Origin of the sequence: Williamsia limnetica, assembly GCF_003217475.1 — a bacterium.
GTDB lineage: Bacteria > Actinomycetota > Actinomycetes > Mycobacteriales > Mycobacteriaceae > Williamsia > Williamsia limnetica.
Map to the genome: position 1 here is coordinate 193,857 of NZ_QJSP01000004.1, position 23,213 is coordinate 217,069.

General features: G+C 64.6%; 25 protein-coding genes and 1 pseudogene. 11 read left to right on the plus strand and 15 right to left on the minus strand.

Annotation, left to right across the window (positions count from 1 at the left end; genetic code table 11):
- Positions 1 to 124: 124 nt before the first annotated feature.
- The 4 genes from DFR67_RS08225 (at position 125) to DFR67_RS08240 (ending at position 2,512) form a co-directional block, all read left to right on the plus strand.
- Positions 125 to 898 (plus strand): ABC transporter permease, encoded by a 774-nt coding sequence (locus DFR67_RS08225; protein WP_245937818.1) that lies wholly within the window; start codon positions 125 to 127, stop codon positions 896 to 898.
- A 23-nt stretch (positions 899 to 921) separates the two neighbouring features.
- Complete coding sequence (locus DFR67_RS08230; protein ID WP_110469047.1) at positions 922 to 1,341, plus strand: hypothetical protein; 420 nt, start codon at positions 922 to 924, stop codon at positions 1,339 to 1,341.
- Positions 1,342 to 1,495: 154 nt separating this feature from the next.
- On the plus strand, positions 1,496 to 1,978 hold the full coding sequence (locus DFR67_RS08235; protein ID WP_110469049.1) for a hypothetical protein: 483 nt from the start codon (positions 1,496 to 1,498) through the stop codon (positions 1,976 to 1,978).
- A gap of 117 nt (positions 1,979 to 2,095) precedes the next feature.
- Positions 2,096 to 2,512, plus strand: a complete 417-nt coding sequence (locus tag DFR67_RS08240; protein ID WP_110469050.1) for a PPOX class F420-dependent oxidoreductase — start codon at positions 2,096 to 2,098, stop codon at positions 2,510 to 2,512.
- Positions 2,513 to 2,514: 2 nt separating this feature from the next.
- Here the strand turns inward: DFR67_RS08240 and DFR67_RS08245 are convergent, their stop codons facing one another.
- The gene (locus tag DFR67_RS08245; RefSeq protein WP_110469052.1) at positions 2,515 to 3,363 is read right to left on the minus strand and encodes a LysR family transcriptional regulator; all 849 of its coding nucleotides are present in this window, start codon (positions 3,361 to 3,363) and stop codon (positions 2,515 to 2,517) included.
- 69 nt (positions 3,364 to 3,432) lie between these two features.
- Between DFR67_RS08245 and DFR67_RS08250 the strand changes: the two genes are divergently transcribed.
- Together DFR67_RS08250 and DFR67_RS08255 are read left to right on the plus strand one after the other, a co-directional pair.
- Positions 3,433 to 4,398 (plus strand): EamA family transporter, encoded by a 966-nt coding sequence (locus DFR67_RS08250; RefSeq protein WP_110469053.1) that lies wholly within the window; start codon positions 3,433 to 3,435, stop codon positions 4,396 to 4,398.
- 30 nt (positions 4,399 to 4,428) lie between these two features.
- Positions 4,429 to 4,674 carry a DUF1272 domain-containing protein gene (locus tag DFR67_RS08255; protein ID WP_110469054.1) on the plus strand — a complete coding sequence of 82 codons (246 nt, stop codon included), beginning with the start codon at positions 4,429 to 4,431 and terminating at the stop codon, positions 4,672 to 4,674.
- Between the two features lie 17 nt (positions 4,675 to 4,691).
- Here the strand turns inward: DFR67_RS08255 and DFR67_RS08260 are convergent, their stop codons facing one another.
- The 5 genes from DFR67_RS08260 to DFR67_RS08280 form a co-directional block, all read right to left on the minus strand.
- Positions 4,692 to 6,317, minus strand: coding sequence for an MFS transporter (locus DFR67_RS08260; protein ID WP_110469055.1), 1,626 nt, complete (start codon positions 6,315 to 6,317; stop codon positions 4,692 to 4,694).
- A complete protein-coding gene (locus DFR67_RS08265; protein WP_110469056.1) occupies positions 6,314 to 6,712 on the minus strand; it encodes a VOC family protein in 399 nt (132 codons plus the stop codon). The genes DFR67_RS08260 and DFR67_RS08265 overlap by 4 nt, the downstream gene beginning before the upstream one ends.
- 39 nt (positions 6,713 to 6,751) lie before the next feature.
- A complete protein-coding gene (locus DFR67_RS08270) occupies positions 6,752 to 7,501 on the minus strand; it encodes an alpha/beta fold hydrolase (RefSeq protein ID WP_110469057.1) in 750 nt (249 codons plus the stop codon).
- Positions 7,502 to 7,540: 39 nt separating this feature from the next.
- Entirely contained in the window at positions 7,541 to 8,362 is an 822-nt protein-coding gene (locus DFR67_RS08275; RefSeq protein WP_110469058.1) for an alpha/beta fold hydrolase, read from the minus strand.
- A 151-nt stretch (positions 8,363 to 8,513) separates the two neighbouring features.
- A complete protein-coding gene (locus DFR67_RS08280) occupies positions 8,514 to 10,346 on the minus strand; it encodes a GAF domain-containing sensor histidine kinase (RefSeq protein ID WP_425451258.1) in 1,833 nt (610 codons plus the stop codon).
- Between the two features lie 88 nt (positions 10,347 to 10,434).
- Here DFR67_RS08280 and DFR67_RS08285 point away from each other — a divergent pair, with 88 nt between their 5' ends.
- Positions 10,435 to 10,815, plus strand: coding sequence for a response regulator transcription factor (locus DFR67_RS08285; RefSeq protein ID WP_342766715.1), 381 nt, complete (start codon positions 10,435 to 10,437; stop codon positions 10,813 to 10,815).
- Positions 10,816 to 10,823: 8 nt separating this feature from the next.
- Here DFR67_RS08285 and DFR67_RS08290 read toward each other — a convergent pair whose 3' ends face one another.
- Complete coding sequence (locus DFR67_RS08290) at positions 10,824 to 11,480, minus strand: response regulator (RefSeq protein ID WP_110469060.1); 657 nt, start codon at positions 11,478 to 11,480, stop codon at positions 10,824 to 10,826.
- A 125-nt stretch (positions 11,481 to 11,605) separates the two neighbouring features.
- Between DFR67_RS08290 and DFR67_RS08295 the strand changes: the two genes are divergently transcribed.
- The gene (locus tag DFR67_RS08295) at positions 11,606 to 12,208 is read left to right on the plus strand and encodes a TetR/AcrR family transcriptional regulator (RefSeq protein ID WP_110469061.1); all 603 of its coding nucleotides are present in this window, start codon (positions 11,606 to 11,608) and stop codon (positions 12,206 to 12,208) included.
- A gap of 32 nt (positions 12,209 to 12,240) precedes the next feature.
- On the opposite strand, the gene DFR67_RS08300 is transcribed toward DFR67_RS08295, so the two are convergent.
- Positions 12,241 to 12,786, minus strand: a complete 546-nt coding sequence (locus DFR67_RS08300) for a TetR/AcrR family transcriptional regulator (RefSeq protein WP_245937819.1) — start codon at positions 12,784 to 12,786, stop codon at positions 12,241 to 12,243.
- Between the two features lie 69 nt (positions 12,787 to 12,855).
- Between DFR67_RS08300 and DFR67_RS08305 the strand changes: the two genes are divergently transcribed.
- Positions 12,856 to 13,473, plus strand: a complete 618-nt coding sequence (locus DFR67_RS08305; RefSeq protein WP_110469063.1) for a lysophospholipid acyltransferase family protein — start codon at positions 12,856 to 12,858, stop codon at positions 13,471 to 13,473.
- Between the two features lie 92 nt (positions 13,474 to 13,565).
- Here the strand turns inward: DFR67_RS08305 and DFR67_RS31085 are convergent.
- The 5 genes and pseudogenes from DFR67_RS31085 to DFR67_RS08335 form a co-directional block, all read right to left on the minus strand.
- A pseudogene (locus tag DFR67_RS31085) lies at positions 13,566 to 15,212 on the minus strand (HNH endonuclease signature motif containing protein).
- Between the two features lie 186 nt (positions 15,213 to 15,398).
- Positions 15,399 to 15,695 (minus strand): lipopolysaccharide assembly protein LapA domain-containing protein, encoded by a 297-nt coding sequence (locus DFR67_RS08320; protein ID WP_110469066.1) that lies wholly within the window; start codon positions 15,693 to 15,695, stop codon positions 15,399 to 15,401.
- Between the two features lie 97 nt (positions 15,696 to 15,792).
- Positions 15,793 to 17,487, minus strand: a complete 1,695-nt coding sequence (locus DFR67_RS08325) for an alpha/beta hydrolase (RefSeq protein ID WP_425451259.1) — start codon at positions 17,485 to 17,487, stop codon at positions 15,793 to 15,795.
- A 50-nt stretch (positions 17,488 to 17,537) separates the two neighbouring features.
- Positions 17,538 to 17,744 (minus strand): DUF4287 domain-containing protein, encoded by a 207-nt coding sequence (locus tag DFR67_RS08330; RefSeq protein ID WP_084837979.1) that lies wholly within the window; start codon positions 17,742 to 17,744, stop codon positions 17,538 to 17,540.
- Between the two features lie 106 nt (positions 17,745 to 17,850).
- Positions 17,851 to 18,750: a LysR family transcriptional regulator gene (locus tag DFR67_RS08335; protein WP_110469067.1), complete on the minus strand. Its 900-nt coding sequence runs from the start codon at positions 18,748 to 18,750 to the stop codon at positions 17,851 to 17,853.
- 63 nt (positions 18,751 to 18,813) lie between these two features.
- Here DFR67_RS08335 and DFR67_RS08340 point away from each other — a divergent pair, with 63 nt between their 5' ends.
- Positions 18,814 to 20,061 carry an MFS transporter gene (locus DFR67_RS08340; protein WP_110469068.1) on the plus strand — a complete coding sequence of 416 codons (1,248 nt, stop codon included), beginning with the start codon at positions 18,814 to 18,816 and terminating at the stop codon, positions 20,059 to 20,061.
- 63 nt (positions 20,062 to 20,124) lie between these two features.
- Positions 20,125 to 21,519, plus strand: coding sequence for a glucose-6-phosphate dehydrogenase (locus DFR67_RS08345; protein WP_110469069.1), 1,395 nt, complete (start codon positions 20,125 to 20,127; stop codon positions 21,517 to 21,519).
- On the opposite strand, the gene DFR67_RS08350 is transcribed toward DFR67_RS08345, so the two are convergent.
- A complete protein-coding gene (locus tag DFR67_RS08350; RefSeq protein WP_110469070.1) occupies positions 21,509 to 22,744 on the minus strand; it encodes a glucose-1-phosphate adenylyltransferase family protein in 1,236 nt (411 codons plus the stop codon). The two genes, DFR67_RS08345 and DFR67_RS08350, sit on opposite strands and share 11 nt — an antisense overlap.
- A gap of 63 nt (positions 22,745 to 22,807) precedes the next feature.
- Positions 22,808 to 23,149 (minus strand): DUF3140 domain-containing protein, encoded by a 342-nt coding sequence (locus DFR67_RS08355; protein ID WP_110469071.1) that lies wholly within the window; start codon positions 23,147 to 23,149, stop codon positions 22,808 to 22,810.
- Positions 23,150 to 23,213 lie beyond the last annotated feature (64 nt).

Below are 23,213 nucleotides of genomic sequence, written 5' to 3' on the forward strand. Positions count from 1 at the left end.
CGGTTTTCGAAGTACCATGAGCTGTCCGCAAGAGAATATCAAAGGGGTACGACATCGCCGGAAACGAACGAGTAGGGCCCGCTCGGCGGCGATTTCGGCACGCTCGGCGGCTACGGGAGGACAATTGTCAGACACTGTGATCCGCATCGGTCCCGCTTTGGCTGTTGCAGTTGTGTTGTCGGCGATCGCCGCCACCGCAATCGCCTACCTGGGAAGGACCGGGCATCATCGCGCAGTGGCGTGGGCGTCGGTGCGCGCCGCCGTCCAACTCGGGTTGTTGGCGCTGGTTCTCGGCGTCCTGGTCCAGCATCTCTGGGCATCAGCAGGATTCGTTGCCATCATGGCGCTTGTCGCGGCGTGGACCTCCGCGGGACGCGTGCTAGACCGTCGACCAACGGTGGGCGAGGCCGCCACAATGCTGCTTCCGGTGGCCGCCGCGTCGATCGTGGTGGTCGCCATTCTGGTTGCGGCCGGGGTACTTCCGTCCACCGGGCTGGCTGTGATACCCAGTGCCGGCATCATGATCGGTGGGGCCATGAACACCACGTCGCTCGCGGGCCGTCGCGCCTTCGACGAACTCTCGGCTCGCCGAGGTGAGGTCGAAGCGGCGATGTCACTGGGCATCTCCGACTATCACTCACGGATGGAGGTCTGCCGCAGCGCCGCGGCAACCGCACTCGTCCCCGCGCTCGACCAGACCCGCACGGTGGGTTTGGTGACCATTCCCGGAGCATTCGTCGGGATGGTGCTGGGCGGTGCATCACCGGCGGACGCAGCGGTCATGCAACTGTTCGTGCTCTTCTCGATCCTCGCGGTGAGTTCTTGCGCGCTGGTACTGACCACCGAGCTCGTCGGTCGCGCGACGCTGCCCCGCGCCGCGGAAGCCCGTCACGTTTGAGGGTCGTCGCCGGTCTGTCCGGTATGACCCCACTGATCCGCTTCGGCCTGTTCATCCTCTTCGTCGTCGAGTTTGTCGTCGGACTCTGGAACCAGGTGTTTCCGGCGTCGTTCTACGACAACTTCCCGACGGTCGACCTCACCCCGCCGTACAGCGAGCACTACGCGCGTGACTTCGGCGGCGCCACGCTTGGTATCGCATTGTTGCTTCTCATTGCGCTGATCAAGCCACGCGCGGCCTTCGTCATCCCTGCCGCCGCCGCATACACCGTCTTCGCACTGCCCCACTTCCTGTTCCATCTGGGCCACACCCACGGCGCGACGACATCCGAAGTGGCCGCTCTGACGTTCGCCAACGCGTTCGTGTTGCTCGTGGGTGTCGGCGTGATCGTCCTGACCGTGCTGCGCGATCGCCGCTCCCCCGCCACGGAACCACCGAGTTGAGGCGCGATGTCCACCTATCGGCGGACATGGGATTCATCCCCTCAACGGTCCATTGGCCCGACACCGGTTCATCCTCCCGGGGCACATAGTTGATTCATCGCCGACAACAAGCCGGAGAGAATCACGAGAAGTACTGCCAGACAGGGAGAATGAAATGACAAACACCACACGACGCACCCTGAACCGCATCGGCGCCGGTTGCCTGGGAATCGCAGCGACTGCGGCGATCGGATTCGGGGTAGCGGGCGCAGCCAACGCCGGCACCGTCCCCGTCACGCACCCGGGTGAGCCGTCCATCGCCATGACGATCAGCAACAACACCAACCAGACCGAGTATCTCGTCGGGAACGAGTCGTCATCGGGCGGTTGGGTGAATGGCCCCAAGGACACCCTGGCGCCCGGGGAGAGCGAGACCATCGTTGCGGTCGCGGGATCCGAGAACATTCTGGAGACCGATGTGGAGTACCAGATCGGGGCGACCGGTCCGGTCGCGACGTACCGGGTCGTCGATTCGCAGATGGATGGGGCGAGCACCTTCGGCTCGGGCATCAACGGTGACGGGTCGACGAATTACGTCCTCATCCCAGGCATCCAATCAGCGTTCCCCAACGCCAACGCCACCTTCACCCTCAAGTGACTACCAGGGCTGGCCGGGAGTGCACCCGTTGTGCGCTCCCGGCCGCGGTGTTGACTTCAAGCCGACGTGAAGTCGCAGACTGGGCGCAGCACCCGCCCGACGACACGAGGGATCACGATGACTTTCACGAACGCCGAGATCGAGTACCTGACCAGCCAAGATCTCGGCAGATTGGCAACCATGCAGCCGAACGGGACCTTGCAGGCAAGCCCGGTTGGTTTCACGTGCAACATTGATCTCGGCACCATCGACATCGGTGGTTTCAACATGGCAGCCAGCCAGAAGTACAAGAATCTGGCGACCAATCCGACGGTTGCCTTCGTCGTCGACGACATCGCCTCCAGAGATCCCTGGAGAGTGCGCTGCCTGGAGATCCGCGGCAGGGCCGAGCAGGTCGAGTCCGGGTCAGAGCGCGGCAATCAGGGACCGTTGATCCGGATCCATCCGACCAAGATCATCTCTTTCGGCCTCGCCGCCGGCGACATGGACGTCGAGCCCCATCAGATCACGCCGCACAAGCGGAACCTCCAATAGGTTCAGCTCGCGTAGGACTTGCGCATCATCGCCAACAGATCGTCGATGCGGTCCGGCGGCGCGTCGCGTTGCCAGGCAAGCCACACCGACACCGGCTCGACGTCGACGACGCGTCGGTACACCATGCCGGGCCTACGATACTGGTGCACGGTGGATTCCGGCGTCATACCGATGGCCTGACCCGCGGCGATCGCCGTCATCCACTCGTCGATGTTGTGGGTCGTCCGAACCTCTACCGGCCTGCCTGCGAACAAGTCGCCCGAGGTGGTCCCCACGAGCGGATCCACCGCAATGATCCTGTCTTCCAGATCTTTCAGGTTCAGCCGCCGGCGTCGAGCCAATGGGTCCGATGCAGCGATTGCGGCATAGCGATTCTCGGTGCCGATCAGTTCGGTGGCGATCCTGCGCACCGAAGGCACTCGCCGAAGCACCGCCGCTTCTACCAGCCCCTCGTGGAGACCGGCGCTCGCGCTCGTGGACTGCACGAACACCAGCGGGTTGCCGGGATGTCGGGCCGACCAATCCCTTTGCACGGCAACGGTGTGCGCGCCGAGCACGGCGAAGTGATAGCCGATCCGGAACTCACCGGCGGGGCGCGACAACGACTCCTCCAGTCGCGCGACCTCGTCCAGCACCCGCCGGGCGTGTACGAGCACTCTGGAACCCGCAGTGGTGAGCGTCGCCTCCCGCGGGCCTCGGTGGAGGAGCCGCGCGCCGATCGATGCCTCGAACCCCGCGACCGCACGCGACACCGCGGCCTGCGAGAGCTGCAGGGCGATTGCCGCGTCGGTGAAGGTGCCTTCGTCGACCACCGCGACGAAAGCTCGGAGCTGATGCAGATCCGTTGCCATACGCCAAGCGTATAACGCATGCGCGTCAGGCATTTTTGCTGTGGGCGTACGCGGGCAAGACTGGGTGACATGAGCACCGATCCAGGTGCGGTCGCAGTCTCGGGGGCCGCCACCGTAGCGCCGTCCGATACACGTGCCACCGCGGGCGGTGTCGCGCTGATGCTGACCGGTGGACTCAGCAATCAAATCGGTGCGGGTCTCGGCGCACATGCCTTCGCGGCGGTCGGTCCGGCGGCCGTGGTCGCAGTGCGGCAGGTCGTGGCCGCAGCAGTGTTGCTCGCCATCGCCCGACCGCAGGTGCGAGCACTCCGGTGGCCCCAGTGGCGGCCGGTGCTGTTGCTCGCCATCACCGTCTCGACCATGAATCTGACCCTCTACCTCGCCATCGACCGCATCGGGCTGGGCCTGGCGGTGTCGCTGGAGTTCCTCGGCCCGCTGCTGGTGGCCATGTTCGCCTCGCGGCGGCGAGCCGATCTGATCTTCGTGGTGATCGCGGGCGCCGGGGTCTACATCCTCGTCTGGCCCAGCCCGTCCACGGACTACCTCGGCGTCGGGTTGGGCCTCATCGCGGCTGCGGGGTGGGCGTCGTACATCGTGCTCAACCGTGTCGTCGGCACGCGGTTACCGGGTCTGGACGGGGCCGCCTTGGCCACCACCGGTGCCACCCTGATCTACCTCCCTGTACTCGTACTCACCATCTCGGCCGGAAAGCTGACGGGGTCGACGCTCTGGTTCACGATCGGCGCCGGCGTGCTCGCATCAGCGGTGCCCTATGCCGTCGACCTGCTGGCGCTTCGGCGGGTGCCCACCGGGCTGTTCGCGATCTTCACCAGCTTCAACCCGGTGGGGGCCGCCATCGCGGGAATGGTGGTGCTCGGGCAGTTTCTCGGCCTTCACGAGTGGCTCGGCATCGCGCTCATCTCGGGCACCAACATCGCAGTCATCGCCAGGTCGCGAGGTCGCCGGCCGCCCTCGGATCCTGCACCCGAGCAGACTGATTCGCCGATGACGCGCCCGGTCGTGACAACCCCTTAGACTCGGCGGGACACCGGAGGAGGTGATCCGATGCTCGAGATCCGACCCAACTGCGAATGCTGCGACCGCGACCTGCGGCCAGAGGACGAAGCCTGGATCTGCACCTTCGAGTGCACGTGGTGTCCGGCGTGCGCCGCTGGATTCCCCGATCGTCGCTGTCCCAACTGCGGCGGCAACCTGTCCGTACGACCGATCCGGCCCGCAGCTCTGCTGGTAAGGCACCCAGCTTCGACGACACGGGTGACGAGCGACAGTTGCGGTGAACGCTCGGGCTGATCGGGGCCCCGCCGAACCTACTTCGTCGAGGCCGACGACGAACGTACCTTTGCCCGCAGCGCGAACAACTGTTGCTCGTCTTCGGTTGCACCGGTGACCGTGTGAGCGAGCGCGGCCGTGATGAGATCGTGGTCGGAGTCGGTCCACCTCTCGCGATGCTGGTGTTCGAATTCCCCCCACGACGGGACGGTGAACTGTTCGACTCGAACGTCGGAGTCGCCGCCGTGGCAGTACAGACCCCACGAGTACGCCCCGGTCCGGCGACGAGCTCTGCCCACCGCGATCATCTCCTGCTCGAACTGCTCGAGTTCGCCCGGCCGCACTCGGAACGTGTTGGTGATGATGACGGGGCCGTCCTCCGGTTCGGGCCCGAACACAACCATCGGCGTCGGCCACGCAGTGGACACCCCACGCGGCAGCGTCCCGGTCTCGGGGCGCAGCGGCAGCGCCTTGACACTCGCTGCCGCGATGACCAGCAAGACAGCCGAGATCAACAGACCGGTAGCAAAGCCGGTGTGCGAGGCGATCACGCCCCAGATGAACGAGCCGAGCGCTTGGCTACCCATGAACACGAGCAGGTATATCGACATACCCCGAGCCCGGACCCACGGGGCGAGCGACAGCTGGATGGAGGCATTCAGCGTGGTCAGGGTACCGATCCAAGCCGCTCCGGCAACCAGTAACAGGGGCAGCACCGCCCAGATCGGGAGGTAGGCCACCGCCACGACCCCCACCGCATAGGCGACGGCCGATCCGACCAGAACACCGTTCGCCGACAACTTCTTACGCACCCGGGGGTACACGACGACCCCGATGAGCGCGCCGGCACCGAGTAGCCCGAGCACCAGGCCGTAACCCGACGCCCCGAAGTGTAGGTTCTCCGACGACGCCAGCGGTAGCAGCGCCCACAGCGCGGAGGCCGGGAAAGCGAACAACGCTGAGCGCAACATGATCCGGCGAACGACCGGCGCTGACTGGATGTAGTGCATTCCGGTGACCATCGACCGCCCGAACCGTTCGCGGTCGACCGCCTTGTTGTCTGCTGGTCGCCGCCACCAGATCAATGCGCCAATGATCGCAAGGAACGTCAGTGCATTGATTGCGAAGACGGCACCCGGTCCCGCCGCTGCCACCAGTACGCCACCGATCGCCGGGCCGACGGCGCGAGCGCCGTTGACCGTCACGCTGCCCAGGGCGGACGCGGCCGGAATCTGTTCCTTGGGAACCAGTTCCGGCTGGATTGCCTGCCAGGCAGGAGCCGACAGTGCCGATCCACACCCGAGGAGGAAGGTCATCGCCAGCAGCATCACCGGTGTCAAGACGTCTGTCCAGGCCAAGAAGGTCAGCACCCCCGCGGCAAGCGCGGTGTACACGCTCACGGCGATGAGTAGCCGGCGCCGGTCGAGCAGGTCGGCCAGGCCGCCCGCCGGAAGCGCCAGGAACAGGGTGGGGAGCAGACTCGCCGTCTGCACGAGCGCGATGATGACCGCGCTGCTGTGGTGCTCCACCAGGAACCACTGCGCGCCAACGGTTTGCATCCACAGGCCGATGTTCGACACCAGCTGGGCGATGAAGAGCATCCGGTAGATCCGGTTACGCAGTGGCGCCCATGCCGGATTTCCGGTCGACGCGGCGGTGGTCATGACGACGCACCTGACTCGACGCCCGCAGACCTCGGCGCTTCCCGGATCGCAAAGAGATTTCCGAACGGATCGAGCAGCTGGCACAGCCTCTCGCCGGTGAAGACGGTTTTCGGGCCCCGGTGGGCCACTGCGCCGTGCGCGGTCCAGTCGGCGACGATCGCGTCGACGTCCGACACAGTCCAGTACGCGGAGACGCCCGTCGGCCCCGGTGAGTTGAACTCGTCGGACTTGTGGATGGTCAGCCTGACCCCGTCGATGTCGAAGGCGACCAGGGCACCACCCCGCACCACCGGTTCGCGTCCGAGACGGGTGGTGTACCACTCGACCGCTTCATCGAACTGGTCGACGAAGTAGAAGATGTTGCCGATCGGCCCCAGGGTGAGTGCTCCGGTCATGGCTTCGAGCCTTCCGTTCCGCTGTCGAGATCCAGTGTTTCAGGACAGGGCGCCCGCGGCCGGGGCTTCCTGCGGCGAGGTCACTTCGGACAGGGCTTCCTCGATCACGGCGACGACCTCTGCCGGCTTGGCGATCATCGCCAGGTGCGGAGCGTCGATCTCGACGACCTTGCGCAGGCCGGCACGCTCGTATCCGAAGCGCTCGACGTCCGGGTTGATGGTGTGGTCGTCGCGGCTGACGATGCCCCAGCCGGGCTTGGTCTTCCATGCGGCGACCGGTGCAGCCTCACCGAAAGCAGCTGCGGCCAAGGGTCGCTGAGATACTGCGAGCACCTCTGCCTCTTCCTGGGTGATTCCGGCGGCGAAGATTTCGTGGAAGGTCTTGATGTTCACCGATACGTCGGTGCCGGGTTCGGCTCCCTCGATCGGGAACGGCGAGTAGACGAGATTGGCTGCCAGATCGGAGTCGGGGAATCGACCCTGCAGTTCGCCGAGGCTCTCGCCTTCTTCAAGCGCGTAACCGGCAACGTAGACAAGTCCGACGACGTTCTCTGCGACCCCGGCGACGGTGATGACTGCTCCGCCGTAAGAATGTCCGGCCAGGAGTACGGGGCCCTCGATCTGCTCGACGAACGAGCGGATGTAGGCCGAATCACCGATCAGGCTGCGGTTCGGCACCGGCGGGACGAGCACGGTGTGGCCTTTGTCGAGCAGGCGTCGGGTGACCGGCGCCCAGCTGGCGCCGTCGGCGAATGCGCCGTGGATCAGAACGATTGTCGGTGTGGTCATGGTTTGCTCCTGCGAGTGAAGTGGGACGCGATGCGGGTCTTATTCGGCGATGAACTTGAGAATGTCTGTGTCCAGTGCCTTCTGGTAGTCGCCGTAGATTCCGTGTGGAGCTCCGGGGTAGACCTCGAGGCGGCCGTTCTTGACGAGCTCGATGGACTTCTTCGCGGCCGCGGCGATGGGCACGATCTGGTCGTCGTCACCCTGAGCGATGAGGATCGGGACGTCGAGTGCTTTGAGGTCGTCGGTGAAGTCGGTTTCGGAGAACGCCTTCACGCAGTCGTAGGCTGCCGCGAGGTTGACGAGCATGCCCTGCCGCCAGAAATCGTCTTTGGCTCCCTGCGAGACCTTGGAGCCTTCGCGGTTGGCGCCGAAGAACGCCTCGGCGAGGTCCTTGTAGAACTGCGAGCGGTCGGTCAGGACACCGTTGCGGATGTCGTCGAGCGCCTCGATCGGGGTGCCTTCGGGGTTGGTGTCCGACTTCAGCATGACCGGGGGCACGGCGCCGGCGGTGATCACCTTGACGACGCGGCCTTTGCCGTACTGGGCCGCGTAGCGGACCACTTCGCCGCCACCGGTGGAGTGCCCGACGACAACCAGGTCTTTGAGGTCCAGCGCTTCGACGAGTTCGGCGAGATCCTTGGCGTAGGTGTCCATGTCGTTGCCCTGGTAGGTCTTCGACGAGCGGCCGTGTCCGCGACGATCATGGGCGATTGCCCGGTAGCCGGCGTCCGCGAGCAGCTTGAGCTCCACCTGCCAGGCATCCGACGAGAGCGGCCAACCGTGGCTCAACAGCACGGGCTGGCCGGTGCCCTGCTCGGTGTAGTAGATCTCTGTTCCGTCGGTGGTGGTGATGTACGGCATGGTGTCCTCCTGCGGTTGGTGTCTCGCTCTTGTGAGAACAACTCTCGTCCATTCGGACGCGGACGTCGTCGCTGCTGGCGTCCAAACAAGGGGAGGTATTTCGGCGGGTGGGCATACCAGCTAGCCGGTAGTCGGCCGAATCAAGCTCGGGTCACCTGGGCGAGACAGGTATCCGTGCCACCAGACTGGTACCGACGCCCTGTGGACTCGTGATCGTCAAAGTTCCACCCACGGTGTCGATTCGGTCGTGCAACCCGATCAGTCCCGACCCGTTGCCTGCGTCTGCGCCGCCGTCACCATCGTCGGTGACCGTCAAGTCCAGGAAACCGTCCTCCGACGCCGCGGAGATCGAGATCTCTGTTGCATGCGCGTACTTCGCGGTGTTCATCAACGCCTCGGCGACGACGTAGTAGGCGGCCACCTCCACGGTGTCGGGCAGGCGGGTGGGTATCGAGATCGTCAGTGACACCGGCACCGGTGACCGTCGCGACAGGGTCTTGAGCGCGGGACCGAGCCCGCCGCGGGACAGGATCGCCGGATGTATCCCTCGCGACAGTTCCTGTAGATCGGTGTGCACATGGGACAGCGTTTCGACGCTGCGGTCCAGCTGTTCTCGCAGATCCTGGTGTTCGGGCGGCACCGCCATCTGAGCCGCACGCAGTTCCATGCCGAGCGAGACGATGCGTTGCTGAGCGCCGTCATGCAGGTCTCGTTCGATCACTCGCCGCGCCTGATCGGCGGCCGCCACGACCCGAGCCCGCGACTGGGTCAACTGGGCGCGGGTCTCGCTGTTGTAGACGGCGGTGGCCACCAGTTCGGCGAAGTCCGTCACCCGCTCCTCGACGTCCGGCGCCGGCCTACGGTCGGCAGCACCGATGATGATTGCGCCCCAGGTGCACCCGTCGATCTTGATCGGTACGCCGAGCCCGAAGCGGAACCCCCGTCGTATCAATCGCTCGGCCATCGGACCCGTCGCCTCCGCGTAGTCGACGGCCACGCTCGTCCCGGCAGCCTTGACGAGGGTGCTCGCGTTGTGTCCACCGAGCGGCAAGCGCTCCCCCACGATGAGGTGATGACCTCGGGGGCCACCGTCCCACGCCGCGAGCACCACACAGGATTCGTCGTCGCCGAAACGCACCAACGACACATGCTCGACGTCCAGCCCATTCGCGAGTTCCGCTGCTGCGGCCGGGTATACGACGTCGGGCTCTCCCCGCTGGGCGACCAGCGTCGCGACCCGCCGCAAGGCTGCCTGCTGGCGTGCCAGGGATTCGGTGTGTTCCCCCAATTCGTGCCGGTCGCGCGCCGCTGCGAGTAGCGCTTCGAGCGCGGGCACGATCCGCCGGACGCGTCGCGTATCCGACGCCGAGAGCACCGCGGGTACCAGCAGCGACCCAGCGGGAACACCCTCGTCCAGCAGATCGATCCGCTGCTGGTCGGGCGTCACGGAAGCATCGGCAGGGCCGAGGACCGCATAGGGAGAGGGGAGGTCGAGAACCTCGGTCAGGCGAGCGCTCGCGGTGCTGAACATCTCCGGCGACATCGGCTCGCGCAACATGGTTCGCGCAAAGGCCGCCATCATGTCGGCTTCCCGGCGTCGTTGATCGGATTCTGCTGCACGAAGCCGAGATTGGCCTACCAGAACATTGGTGAGCAGCGCGACGCTCGTGAACACGATCACCGCAGGCAACAAACTCTGACTGTTCTCTGAAACATGGACGTACGCATAGGCAGCAGCACTTGCGATGGAGGTCGCGATCGCGATACCGAAGCCCCACCCCGCCGACAACACCAAGACGCCGAACAAGAAGACAGCACCGAACGCACTGTCGGGAGCGATCCGTTCCAGCAGGAACACGATCACCATCTCGAGTGCGATCAACCCTGCCGCGACAGCGATCCCCCACGCGACGGGCGGGGTGCTCGGGCGCAACACAGTGGTGACAAGCCGATCTCGCCAGGTCCCACCGTCGTGATCACGCACACGGCGATCGTAGTGCGTCTGCGGTCATCGAGCGGAAGTACCGCTAGCGGGAATGCCTCACAGCGCGTTCTCTGACACCCTCGGAAGAGTGAAGCCTCCTGACCATCGCTGTCTGATCGTGGACGACAGCACCGCATTCTGCGTCGCGGCGCGCGGAGTGCTGGAGGCTGCCGGGATGACGGTCGTGGGGACGGCGTCGACTCTTGCCACCGCAATCGAGTCTGCGCGGTCCTCTCGTCCCGATCTGATCTTGGTCGATATCGACCTGGGCGGAGAAAGCGGTTTCGACGTCGTCGAGGCACTCCACGACGACGACCCGCGGTTCACCATGATCTTGGTGTCGACGCACGACGAAGAAGATTTCGCGGACATGGTGGAATCGAGTTCAGCGGTCGGATTCCTGCCGAAGTTCGAGCTGTCTGCCGATCGCATTCTGGGAATTGTCGCCCGCGAAAGGAACGGTGCCTGACCTCTTGGTCAGCTCATGGCGTCGAGGTAGAGGATGACCGCACGGACTCGCCGGTGGTCCTCGGACGTCTCGTTCAGGTCGAGCTTGTTGAGGATGCTCCGGACATGCTTCTCGACCGTGCCCTCGGTTATCCACAGCCGCTTGGCGATACCGGAGTTCGAGAGTCCTTCGGCCATCAACGTCAAGACGTCGCGCTCGCGGCTGCTCAGGACCGCCAGTGGATCGTCACGCCGCTTCGCGGCGATCAGTTCGTGGACGAGCGCGGGGTCGATGACCGAAGCGCCGTTCGCCACCCGGCTCAGCGTGTCGACGAAGTCCGCGATGTCGGTGACCCGGCTCTTGAGCAGGTACCCGATTCCCTTGCCGCTGTCGAGCAGTTCCAGCGCATGGTCGACCTCGACATGTGCCGACAGAAGCAGCATCGCGACATCGGGAAACTCCTGTCGGATCACCTTGGCGGCATCTAGACCTTCGGCGCTGTGCGACGGTGGCATTCTGATGTCGATGATGGCCAATTGCGGAGGCGCCTTGCGGACCAGCGCGAGGAGTTCATCGGCATCACCCGCCTGTCCGACCACGTCGAGCCCCGACTGGCTCAGCAGACTCGCCAGGCCTTCCCGCAGCAGCAGATCGTCATCTGCCACCACCACCTGAAGTCCGTCCACACCGTGTCCTTCCGTCCGCACTGCGCTCGGTTGATCCTAGTGTCGCGAGGAGGAAATCTCTTACCAGGCGAACCCGCGGCCGATTGCCTTTCCCGACGAGAACACAATGGTGTCAAAATGGCTTCATGGCCGCCGTCGTACGTCCCTACCGGGGTGTCGCCGCACAGACGCGTCGAGATCAGCGCCGCGAACAGTTGCTGCAGTCGTGCCTCGATCTGGTGGCCGAGTCAGGCGCCACCACGATCACCGTCGACTCGATCAGTGCCAGGGCGGGCCTGTCGAAGCGCTACTTCTACGAGAGCTTCCGCGACCGCGACGCCATCCTCGTGGAGGCGATCGACGACGTTCTCGGGCCTCTGGGTACCGCGCTCGTTGAGCAGCTCCCTGCCGAGCTGTCCACCGACGAACGTATCGCGCATGTTGCGTCATCCCTGGTCAAGGCCCTGACCGCAGATCCCCGCGCGGCATATCTCTATACCTCGGCGTCGGGGAACACCACATTGGAGGCGCGTCGGCGTCAGATCGTCGATGAGCTGACGCCCCTGCTCATGACCGAGGTCCTCGGCACCGATCCAGACAACCCGCGAGATCGCGCCTCGACCATCCTGATGGTCGCCGGTGCGACTGAACTTCTCGACCGCTGGCTACGGGACACACTCGCATTGACCGAGGACGAGTTCATCGAGACCTTGACTGCACTGGGGCAGAGGCTCGTCGGTCCGATATAGGTGTTGTTGCGATCGACGGAAGAGTCTCGGGCCTATTCACCCACCGAATCGACCGCAGCGACGATCAGTGCATCCACGTCGGCGTCGAAAAGATCCAGCGCTCGAGTCGAGGTGAGCATCGCAATCCCGTGGACGGAAGCCCAGAGCCCCAACGCGCGTTGCGACTCCGCCTGCCCACCGACCAGCTTCGCCAGCGCATCGACAACCGGGACCGTCTTGTCACGAAGGTCTTCTCCGGCACCCTCGAGCAGATCGTGCCGGAATATCAGCGTGAACATATCTGGACGACGCCGCGCGAAAGCGACGTACAGGCGGGCCATCTCGAGTAGTCGTGCGCGGGTCGGCTCCGTAGAACCCGACAGCGCGGGTCCGAGTTCAGCTCGCAGATCGGCGAATCCCGCTTCCGCGATCGCAGCCAGCAGCGCGCGATGGGTCGGGAAGTAGCGCCTCGGCGCGCCGTGGGATACGCCGGCGGCGCGTGTGATCGCCCTGAGCCCGACGGCCGCCACTCCACCATGCTCGAGAAGTTCCACGCCTGCCTGAACGAGCCGCGCCCGCGTACCAAGATCCTCAGCCATGTAGACATTGTCTATCATTTGGACGTAGACAATGTCTACGCATGCAATCGACGAAGGGGCTCACTCACGATGTGGTACTGGATACTCAAGTTTGTGCTGGTAGGACCCGCGCTGCGAATGGTCGCCCGCCCACGTGTATCCGGTATCCATCACATACCAGAGCGAGGCCCGGTCATCATTGCGGCCAATCATCTGGCCGTGATCGACTCGTTTGTCTTGTGCCTCGTCATCAACAGGCGGCTGACTTTCCTCGCCAAAAACGAGTACTTCACGCGGCCTGGCTTACGCGGCGCCCTGCAACGCTGGTTCTTCACGGCTGCAGGTCAGGTACCCGTCGACCGTTCGGGCGGAACCGCCGCGACCACTGCCTTGGATGCCGCGACGTCGATCCTGGAGTCCGGTGGTGTCTGGGCCATCCACCCTGAAGGCACGCGGTCACCGGACGGGCATCTGCATCGCGGACGGACGGGCGTCGCCAGAGTTGCCGCCCTGACGGGCGCGCCGGTAATCCCCGTTGCCCTACAGCGCACTGCGCGGGTACGTCCCTGGCACCGCACTCGTGTCATGATCGGACCGCCGTCGGAACTGCGCAGAGAGAGCGTTCGCGCCGGCACCGATCAGCTGATGATGCAGATTCGCGAGATGTCCGGGCAACGGTATGTCGATACCTACGCACGTCGGAGGTAGCTTGTCCCGGCAGATCTGCACACGGCCCCACCCAAAACTGGGGTGATTTGTACTCACCCGCGGGAGAGCAAGCCGTCGACACCAACCGACCGCTATTCGTCAGGTGGGTCGGGTGACTGGACCCCGAGTCCTCGTTTCCGTTGTTCGAGTTGGGCTTTGCGGCGTGCGAGCATCGCCTGCCGGGCTTCGATCAAGGCCTCGTCCGGGTGATGGGCACGGTTGACCCGTGGTGTTCGCTCGGGGTCCAGGAACGCCGGCGGGATCCACGCGCAGCGGCCGGCGTCGGGGCCGTCGGTGATCATGACCGTCTGCCACTGATGCTCACCAGGTCCCACCAGCTTGTGGTGCTGTGGGCATGCCGGGGCCAGGTGTGTGATGTCGGTGAGCCCGCCGAGGGCCCATTCGACGGTGTGGTGGGCCTCGGCCCACATCGCCGGATTCGAACATCCAGCGAACGAACAACCCCGGTGCGCAGCGAACATCGCGATACGTTGCGCCTCGCTGGCCAACCGTTTCGCCCGACCGAGGTACAGCACTTCGTTGCTGTGGTTGGCGAACACCGCCAACGCCTTATCGCTACGCGCAGCCAGCTTGATGGCATCGCTGATCGGCAACACCGTCCCCGTGGCGGTATAGACCAGATCGTGGCCGTACGGACGCGACGACCCACCAGCCAACGTCGGCAACCACTCCCGATCCTCCCAATGCGTGCCCGGGTCAGGCTCCGGCTCCGGCTTGGGCTCGGGCTCGGGTTTGGGCTCGGGGCGGGCGTCCGCTTACTGCTTGCGCAGAGCCTCGTCGAGTTGGTCTTTGGTCATATTGATGATCAACTGCACCGGCAACCCACGATGAGTCTTACCCAACTGCCCCGACTCGAGCAGATACATGAGCATTGCTTTGAGCGCATCATGATTGCGCTGCGACTGAGTACGAAGGTCGTTGTCGGCCGCCGCCTGCAGGACCACAGGATCGAGCGCTGGATCATCAGCAGCGCCTGACGGGGACAGCTCATCGTCGGGGTTGTTCATCCCCGGCGCCGCCCACACCGCCAACATCACTTCCATCAGTGCTGTGGTTGTCGGATCCAGATGCCCGGCCACCTTCGCCATCAAATCCGTCGCCGGCTTACCCAGATCCACACCCCGCTTGCGCGCCCGATCGACATCGTCAGCGAGGGTGCCGTCGGGATCGAGATAGTCCACGATCCGCTCACCGATCGTCTTGACCTGCCCCGGCGGATACTTACTGCACAGATCCGCCAACGCCACCTCGGTGTTCGCGCGCTGCTCGGCATCGATCTTGTGCGGGATCGACGCCATCACCTCGATCACCACCCCGACATGATCAAGATCAATCACCCCCGCAGCGAACAACTCAGCCGTCTCCGGGAACCGCGGGGCGATGACTTCACCACTGGGGGTCACCGACGGGGTCAACGCATCCATCGCCTCCACCCGCGCCCGGGCTGCACCCGGACGCATCCGCGTCAACGACGTCAACACCGCCGCTGGAGAGGAACACCCCACCGTCGAATACGCCCGCCGCACAGATACATCCCGCAATACCGGCAAACTGGCTGACTGCAACCGCCGCGCCGCGATCTCCAACCGCTCAGTCAACCGCACACACTCAGAATCAGAGAACGCCGTCGAATCCAGCTCGGCCAACAACGCGATCGCAGCATCAAGCCCCGACACCGCAGCAACAACCGGCGAATCAACAACAACACCCTCCGACACAAAGACCCCCTCCCCAGGGAACCGAGAACCAGACGCAGACAACAACAACCAAAAAAATGATTCGCCGTCAGAAGAGTTTCTCTACGCCTGACTATACCCCAAAAAATGCGATTGTGTCGAATCTTTGTTCGAGTCAGCAGCGTGCGAAGGGGCCGTCCTGATGAGACGTCAGTTTGTCAGCAGTGATCAGCTGCGGCGCCTACGCACTTTGCTGCGCAGACGCAGCGCACCGGCGCCCAGGACAGCGATGAGGAATCCTACGACCGCGGCGAGCAGCAACGCCACGCCCTGGGCGAGATCGAGATTGAGGCCGAAGAACTCGATCTGCACCTGTTCGGTGTTCTGGGTGACAAAGACGATGAAAGCGACCACCAGCACGGCGGCGACGATCAGTCCGAATATCGTCGATATACGACCGCCTCTTCTCGGGGCGGAGGTCGTGGTCGTCGTGCCGGTGCCGGTTTCGTTGATCGGGGTGTTCATTTTCTGGTCCTCTCGCGTGATGATGACCGATAGCTACCCCGCTGTTTCGATTCACAAACCGCGCCGAATCACACCAGCACTTTCGCCGAACCAGTCGTCAGTCCCGCGTCAGCAGCGGCAGCAGTTCTTCGGTTCTCTGGTCAGTCCAGCCCGGCGGCTGCAAGATCGCCGACCACGCGTAGGGAATCGCAGACAGGTAGTTGTGACCGTGTCCGTCGGGGACGCCGGTGGCCACCGCCATGTCCGCCGACACCTGCAGAAACGTCACGAAAGGTATCCACTGCATCGACGACAGGACGTCACGGCCTCGGTCTTCCCGTAGCCAATCCGGTTTCTGCAGGATCAGATTGGGCGACCACCAGGCGATCGGATCGGAAGCATGCTGGAGGTAGACCACCCGCCGGTTCTCCTCCCACGGGGCGTCCGGGCGACGGAGGTCGGACTCCTCGGCGATGAAGCGAACATTTTCGCCGTTCTCGTACACCGGCAACCATTCCGGCGAACCCGGGTCGCGATTGCCGGACGTGTCGTCCCACAACGTGTTGTTGAAGGTCGGACCGACGAACAATGCTCCGTCGGTGCGGGCGGCGACGTCGGGGATGGTGCCGAACGCCGACTCCCCGCCGAAAGATCCCAGGCTCTCGCCGAAGACGACCAGTTTCGGCTGCTCGGCCTCGGGCATGTCCTGTACCCGCTTCGACACCGCCTCGAACAGTGCTTGACCGGCTTGTCGTGCGCGCTCCTGGTCGACAAGGAAGGAAAGCCAACTCGGCAGGTACGAGTACTGCATGCTCACCGTCGCAGTGTCGCCGTTGTACATGTACTCGAGGGAGTCCACAGTTGCCCGGTTGATCCATCCAGTTCCGGTGGTCGATGCCACCGCCACGACAGCGCGGTCCAAACCCCCGGCCCGTTCCAGTTCTCGCGCAGCAAGTTCCGCGTTGGCCCGCAGGTTGTCGCCCGAACCGAGTCCGACGAAGGCGCGGACGGGCTCCATCGCCGGCGCGCCGTTGAAGTCTTCGAGTGCGTTCTGATCCGGTCCGTTGGAAACGAAGATCCGGCCCTGTTTACCCAGCGAGCCCCACGAAACGAACGATCCCGGCCCTCCCGAACGCACTGTGCTGGTCGGCGGTGACGAATCGGCCGTCGTCTCGTCGTTCACCGCCGCGAAGGTACTGTTCAGCCACTCCATCGAATAGCGCGCCACGACACCGTTGAGTACCACCACGGTGATCGCGACCACGACCGCTGCACCGACGAACGCCGAGATACGTGGCGGTGCAATTCGATTGAGCCTGCGGACCAGCAGTCGGACCAGCGCACCCCAGGCCTGGCCGATCGTCATCAGAATTACGAACACCACGATCGTGATCACCACACTCGTCGGGTACGCCGTCCACCGCAGATGTTCGACAGCCATGAGGTCTCGGACCTCGCTCTGCCACACCGAGAACCAATAGAACATCAGCGGGATGCAGACTGCCGACGCTGCGCCGAGTCCGATCCACCACCCACGATTCGGACTCGGCCAGGGCTCGGTCCGCGACATCATGAATCCGGCCAACCAGGCACCGAACACCCCGAGTGCGTACCCCACGGCCGCCGATCCTCCGCTGACCACACCCTGGAACAGCGGTCCCCTGGGCAGCAAGGACGGGGTCAGCGACAGCAGGAGCAACACCACTGCCACCGCCATGCCGCTGTACGCGTACCGATTCAGTTGCCTGCGCCACCACGGCGGCGATGGCGTCGTCTCGGGGTTGCTGTCCACCGCGGTATCGGTCGTTTCCACTCACGACATGATCCTCCGGGAGCAGACGGTCAGGGCCCGGGGCCGTCACATCAGGCCCCGTCTTCCTTCCGGACATACGCGACCAGCGCGTTGGCGTGCCCGTGTCCGAGCCCGTGATCGGTCTTCAACCAGGTCACGAGTTCGCCGTGCTTGGTCAGGGGTGAACTCCTGATCAGCGTCAGCCATTCAGCAACAGGTCGCCCGTATTTCTTCTCGATCGATGGAAAGTAGGAAGCGGGTCCTTTGGGCGCGGTCATGTGATGTGTCCTTCCAAAGCTCAGACGCACGCGGTGCGCGTCGTATTCGGTTGTGATGACCCTGTCCGTCGCCGGAAGTAATCGGCACGTCCGCGGTCGGTACCCGTTACGTGCCGATGGCGATCCCGCGGTCATTGCTGTCCGCCCACCCGGATACGAAATCCCTGAACCTGGCCGCGGCGGGACTGATCGCGGTATCGCGTTTCCAGATCAGCCCCACTTCGCGAATGTTCGCCGGGCCGTCGAGGACGATCAACGCGACCCCTGCGGGGAGTTGCGCGTCATGTTCGACCGGCATCACCGCGACCCCGAGCCCTGCTGCGACGAGGCCCGCGACTGTCGCCAACTCAGTGGACTCGAAGGTGATCTTCGGACGAAAGTCCTCTGCCGCACAGAGCTCTTCCAGAATTCTGCGCATCCCGAAGCCGGTTTCCATCGCAACGAAGTTCTCCTCACGCACATCGGCGATCGTCACGCTCTCGCGCTGGGCCAGCCGGTGCCCATCGGGAACCGCAAGGCCGAGGTGCTGCCGCATGATGGGAGCCCATCCGACGTCGACGTTGTTCGGCCTCGGCGAGACGATGGCCACATCCGAATCACCACCGAGAACCCGTTGCAGGATGTCCTCGGCTGCACCCTGGGCCAGCCCGAAGACGACCTGAGCGGACTCGCGCCGGAATTCTCGGATCAGCGTCGGCACCAGCCACATGCCGAACGAGTGCAGAAATCCGAGATCGATCCGGCCCGCGACGGGATTCGCCAGTTCGGCCAGCTCGTAACGGGCGGCGTCGATCTCCGCAACGGCCCGCCGAACGTGACCGAGATAGATCCGCCCGGCAGCATTGAGCAACAGGCGCTTTCCCTTGCGGTCGAACAACTTCACCCCGAGATCGCGTTCGAGTCGACCGAGCTGCCGCGACAGCGTCGGCTGGGTGGCATGCAGCTCGTCGGCGGCAGCGGACATGTTCTCCAGTTCTGCGAGTGTGACGAACCACGTGTTCTCCATGCCTCCTCCTTATGCTCCCATCGTATAAGACATGTGCAATTCATTCATTTCCGCTACAGCTGCATGCCTGGAACTGTGGACACAGTGAACGCAACCGATACCTCCACCGCGCGCTGCCTGCCCGCGCCGGCCGGTCATCGGGTCGGTGAACGTGGTTACAAGCGGGCCACCCTGGCGCTGTTCGCTGCCGGCCTGGCCACCTTCATGACGCTGTACTACGTCCAGGGACTGCTGCCGGTGTTCTCCGAGCACTACGGTGTGTCGCCGGCCACGTCTGCGCTGGCGGTATCGGTGGCGACCGGACTGCTCGCCCTCGCGATCGTTCCGGCGAGTGTGCTGTCCGAGCGATACGGCCGGGTGCGCGTCATGACCATCTCGGCGGTCTCCGCAACGCTGCTGGGAGTCATCCTGCCCTGGGCTCCGACATTCGAGGTGCTGCTCGCGGGGCGGGCCCTGCAAGGACTCCTGTGCGCGGGCGTACCCGCCGTCGCCATGGCATACCTCGCCGAAGAGATCGACGCGAGATCGTTGGGCACGGCGATGGGCACCTACGTCGCCGGAACCACGATCGGCGGTCTGGTCGGCCGCATGATCCCGACCCTCGCGATCGACATCACCGACTGGCAGTGGGCGTTGGAGATCGCCTCACTCGTAGCTTTGCTGTTCGCGGTCTGGTTCGCGCGACAGGTACCGGCGTCGCGGCAGTTCGAGCCGAAGCCGGTCGCGCCGAGCCAGACATTGCGCAACCTCGCCGCGCACCTGCGCGACACTCCACTGCTCTGCCTGTTCGGTCTGGCGTTCGTGCTGATGGGCGGCTTCGTCACCGTCTACAACTTCCTGGGCTACCGGCTCATTGCGAGCCCCTTCGATCTACCGGCGACCCTGGCCGGGTTGGTCTTCCTGCTCTATCTGGCCGGCACCGTGTCGTCGGCGACGGCAGGCCGCATGTCCGACTCCCTGGGCCGCGGTCGGGTCCTGGTCGGTGCCATGATCCTCATGGTCGGCGGACTCGCGCTGAGCCTGCCCGACTGGTTGCCCACCGTTCTCGTCGGCATATTGCTCTTCACCGCAGGCTTTTTCGCTGCGCACTCAGTCGCCAGTGGTTGGGTGAGTGCCCGGGCGATCACACACCGCGCCGAAGCATCGTCTCTGTACCTGCTCGGCTACTACCTCGGCAGTTCTGTCGTCGGCGCGCTCGGTGGGGTCGCATTCACCCTCGGTGGCTGGATCGGCGTTGCCGGATATGTCGGAGCCTTCATGGTGGCCGCGGTGGTCCTGACGTGGATTCTCGTCCGTACGACTCACCGCTGAGACCGCGCCCCGGGCACTAGACTCGTCGGTAGCCAGGTAGTACCGACACCAAGGAGCCAGCCCATGCCCGACGAGTCCCCGGCAGTGATATTCGTATTGTTCGGCGCCACCGGGGATCTGGCCAAACGCATGGTTCTGCCCTCGTTCTATGAGCTGGCGGTGGAAAATCTGCTGCCCCGCTCGTGGGCCCTCATCGGGAACGGCCGCGGTCATCGTTCCGATGACGAGTTCCGAGACCACATCAAGAACTCGCTCACCGAGTTCGCCGCCGCACCCGACGACGACCAGTGGGAGACGTTCGCGAAGAACGTACATTTCGCCGGCGGTGGGTTCACCGTCGACGACCCGGGCGATCTCCCCTCGGTCATCGACGACCTGCGCGAAAAACTGGGTGGCAGTGTCCAACTCGTCCACTACATCGCACTTCCTCCGACGACGTTCATCGACTACACCGAAGCGCTGGGGGCGCATCAACTCGCCACCGATGCCCGCGTGGTCTACGAGAAGCCATTCGGCACGTCTCCCGACAAGTTCCGCGAGCTCGACGTCGCCGTCCACAAGGTGTTCGACGAGAAGCAGGTCTATCGAATCGACCACTTCCTCGGCAAGGAGAGCACCCAGAACCTGCACGTGCTGCGATTCGCGAACGGCATGGTGTCGGGCGTCTGGAACCGCGAACACGTCGAGCAGGTGCAGATCGATGTTCCCGAGACCCTCGACATCGACGATCGTGCCGAGTTCTACGATGCCACCGGCGCGTTCCTCGACATGGTGGTGACACACCTGTTCCAGGTCGCCGCCGAGGTCGCGATGGAGCCACCGGTGAGTCTTGCCGCCGACGACCTGCAGGAGGCCCGCGAATCAGTGATCGGCGCGTTTCGGCCACTCGATCCGGCCGAGGTGGTCTACGGACAGTACGAGGGTTATCGAGACACCGAGGGAATCGCTGCTGACTCGACCCGGGAAACCTTCGTCGCAGCGCGCCTCTGGGTCGACACCGACCGCTGGCGCGATGTTCCGTTCATCCTGCGCACAGGCAAGATGCTCGACCACAGCGCCCAACGTGTCAGTCTCGTTTTCCGGCGTCCCGTCGATGGTCCGATCACGGATGTACCCGCCGACGGCACGGTCCTGACGTTCGACCTCAAGGGTGACGGCTCGATCGACATGACCATGACGGTGAAAGAACCGGGGTCGGGGACCGCGTTGTCGACCGGGCATCTGTCGCTGCCGCTCGATTCCGTCGCCGACGGCCTCTCGCCGTATTCCCGGCTGATCAACGACGTTCTCCGCGGCGACCGTTCGCTGTTCACCAGGCCCGACGGGCTCGCACATGTCTGGGAGGTCGCGGCCCCCCTGCTCGCGAACCCACCTGCGCCACAATCTTATGCGCCACACTCATCGGGCCCTGCCGCCGCTGCGGAACTCGCCGGGAGCTGTGGGTGGGTCAGCGCCTGACGCGACCCGCCGGTGGTATCCGATCCCCCAGCGCGACCCGGGATCCCTTGGCGACAGAGGCATTCATGCCGATGATGGTGATCTTCTCGCTGGGCACAGGCCTGGCCCGGGGCCGACCGCCCACCGTTGCGCCGGCACCCACCACGACGCGCTCATCGACGATCGACCAGTCAACGCTCGCGTTCGCCCGTATAACACTGTCTGCGAACACGATCGAGTCGCTGACCGTGGCGCCTCGTTCGACGACCGCGCCCGGCCCGATCACGCTACGCCGGACGTCACCCAGAATGTGGGCGCCGCTGCTGATCATGCTGTCGACCACAGTGGCGCTCGCGGCGATCCGGGCTGCCGAGCGCTGGGGTTGCCGGGTCAGGATCGGCCACCGCGAGTCGGCCAGGTCGATGGTGCCGTCGATGAGATCGCGGTGGGCCTGCATATAGGTCTCAGGGCGTCCGGCATCGATCCAGTACCCGGGCATCCGATGAGCGACCGTCTTGCCCCGGTCGACGAACCATGGCACCAGGTGCTCGCCGAAATCACCCAGCCCGGTGTCACCGTCGTCGTTGTTGTTGTCGTTGGTGTCGCCTATCAGTTCTTCCAACGCCGCCACGAGTACTTGCGGGTCGTAGACAAAGATCTCGGCCGCGATGACGTTCGTCGTAGCCTGCTCCGGTTTGTAGGCGAAGCCCGTCACCTTTCCCTTTTTGTTCGCGGTGACAGTTGCGTGCGATGACGCCTCGTCGCGGGGGCACGTCGTGGTGACCACGGTGCATTCGGCACCGGCGTCCCGATGGGTCCCAAGTGCGTCTTCGAGATCGAAGGAGTAGACGTGATCGGCGCTCATGACAATCACCACCTCCGGCGCGCGATCGGCGATCTGCCCGCGTATCCGATACAGCAGATCGGCATTCCCGGTCGCGAACCCGTCCTCGGTGTCGTCGTCACTCGTCTCCTGAGGCAGGACGAATCGGAGGCCGCCGCTCGTGCGGTCGAGATCCCACGGCCGCCCACCTGCCACCTGCTCGAGCAGCGAGTGGGCCTCGTACTGCACGCACAACCAAACCTCGTCGATTCCGCTGCGGTGCAAGCTGGAGAGCGGGAAGTCGATCAACTGGTAGTTGCCACCGAAGGGCAGCGCCGGTTTTGCTCTGCAATCGGTCAGCACGTCCATTCGTGAACCCTTGCCACCGGCTTGCACGATTGCCACCACATCAGATCTGCCCATGGACCCCAGTGTGCCCGTAATGTCCGGATCCGACACCCGCAGTCGCCCCCTTGGGGACCGGTGTCATTTCGTGGGGTCGTGTCCCCAGTTCATGAGCGAGTAGCGCCACGCCGAGTCCTTCACATCGCCCGAGGGACGTTGCGCCAGATGTCGGTGTACATAACCGACGACCTTGCGCATGTGCGCGGCGTCGTCGTCGGTCAGGTCACTTTTCTTCGAGCGCTCGATCTCCACTATCCGTCGTCCCGACGCGTGACCCGTCGACTCGCCGCCTGACCCCTTGTCTCCGACCGACTTCGACTCAGGAGTGTCGAGAAACTCCGCCAGCTCCTTCGCCGTCATGTTCACCGCGTCTCGCCATTCGTCCCATACCTCGGCGACAGCATCGTGCGTCTTCGACGTCATCGGCTCACCTCTCCTAGATCGACGTTCCGACCGCACTCCGGAGGTACCTCGACCCGGCAACGTC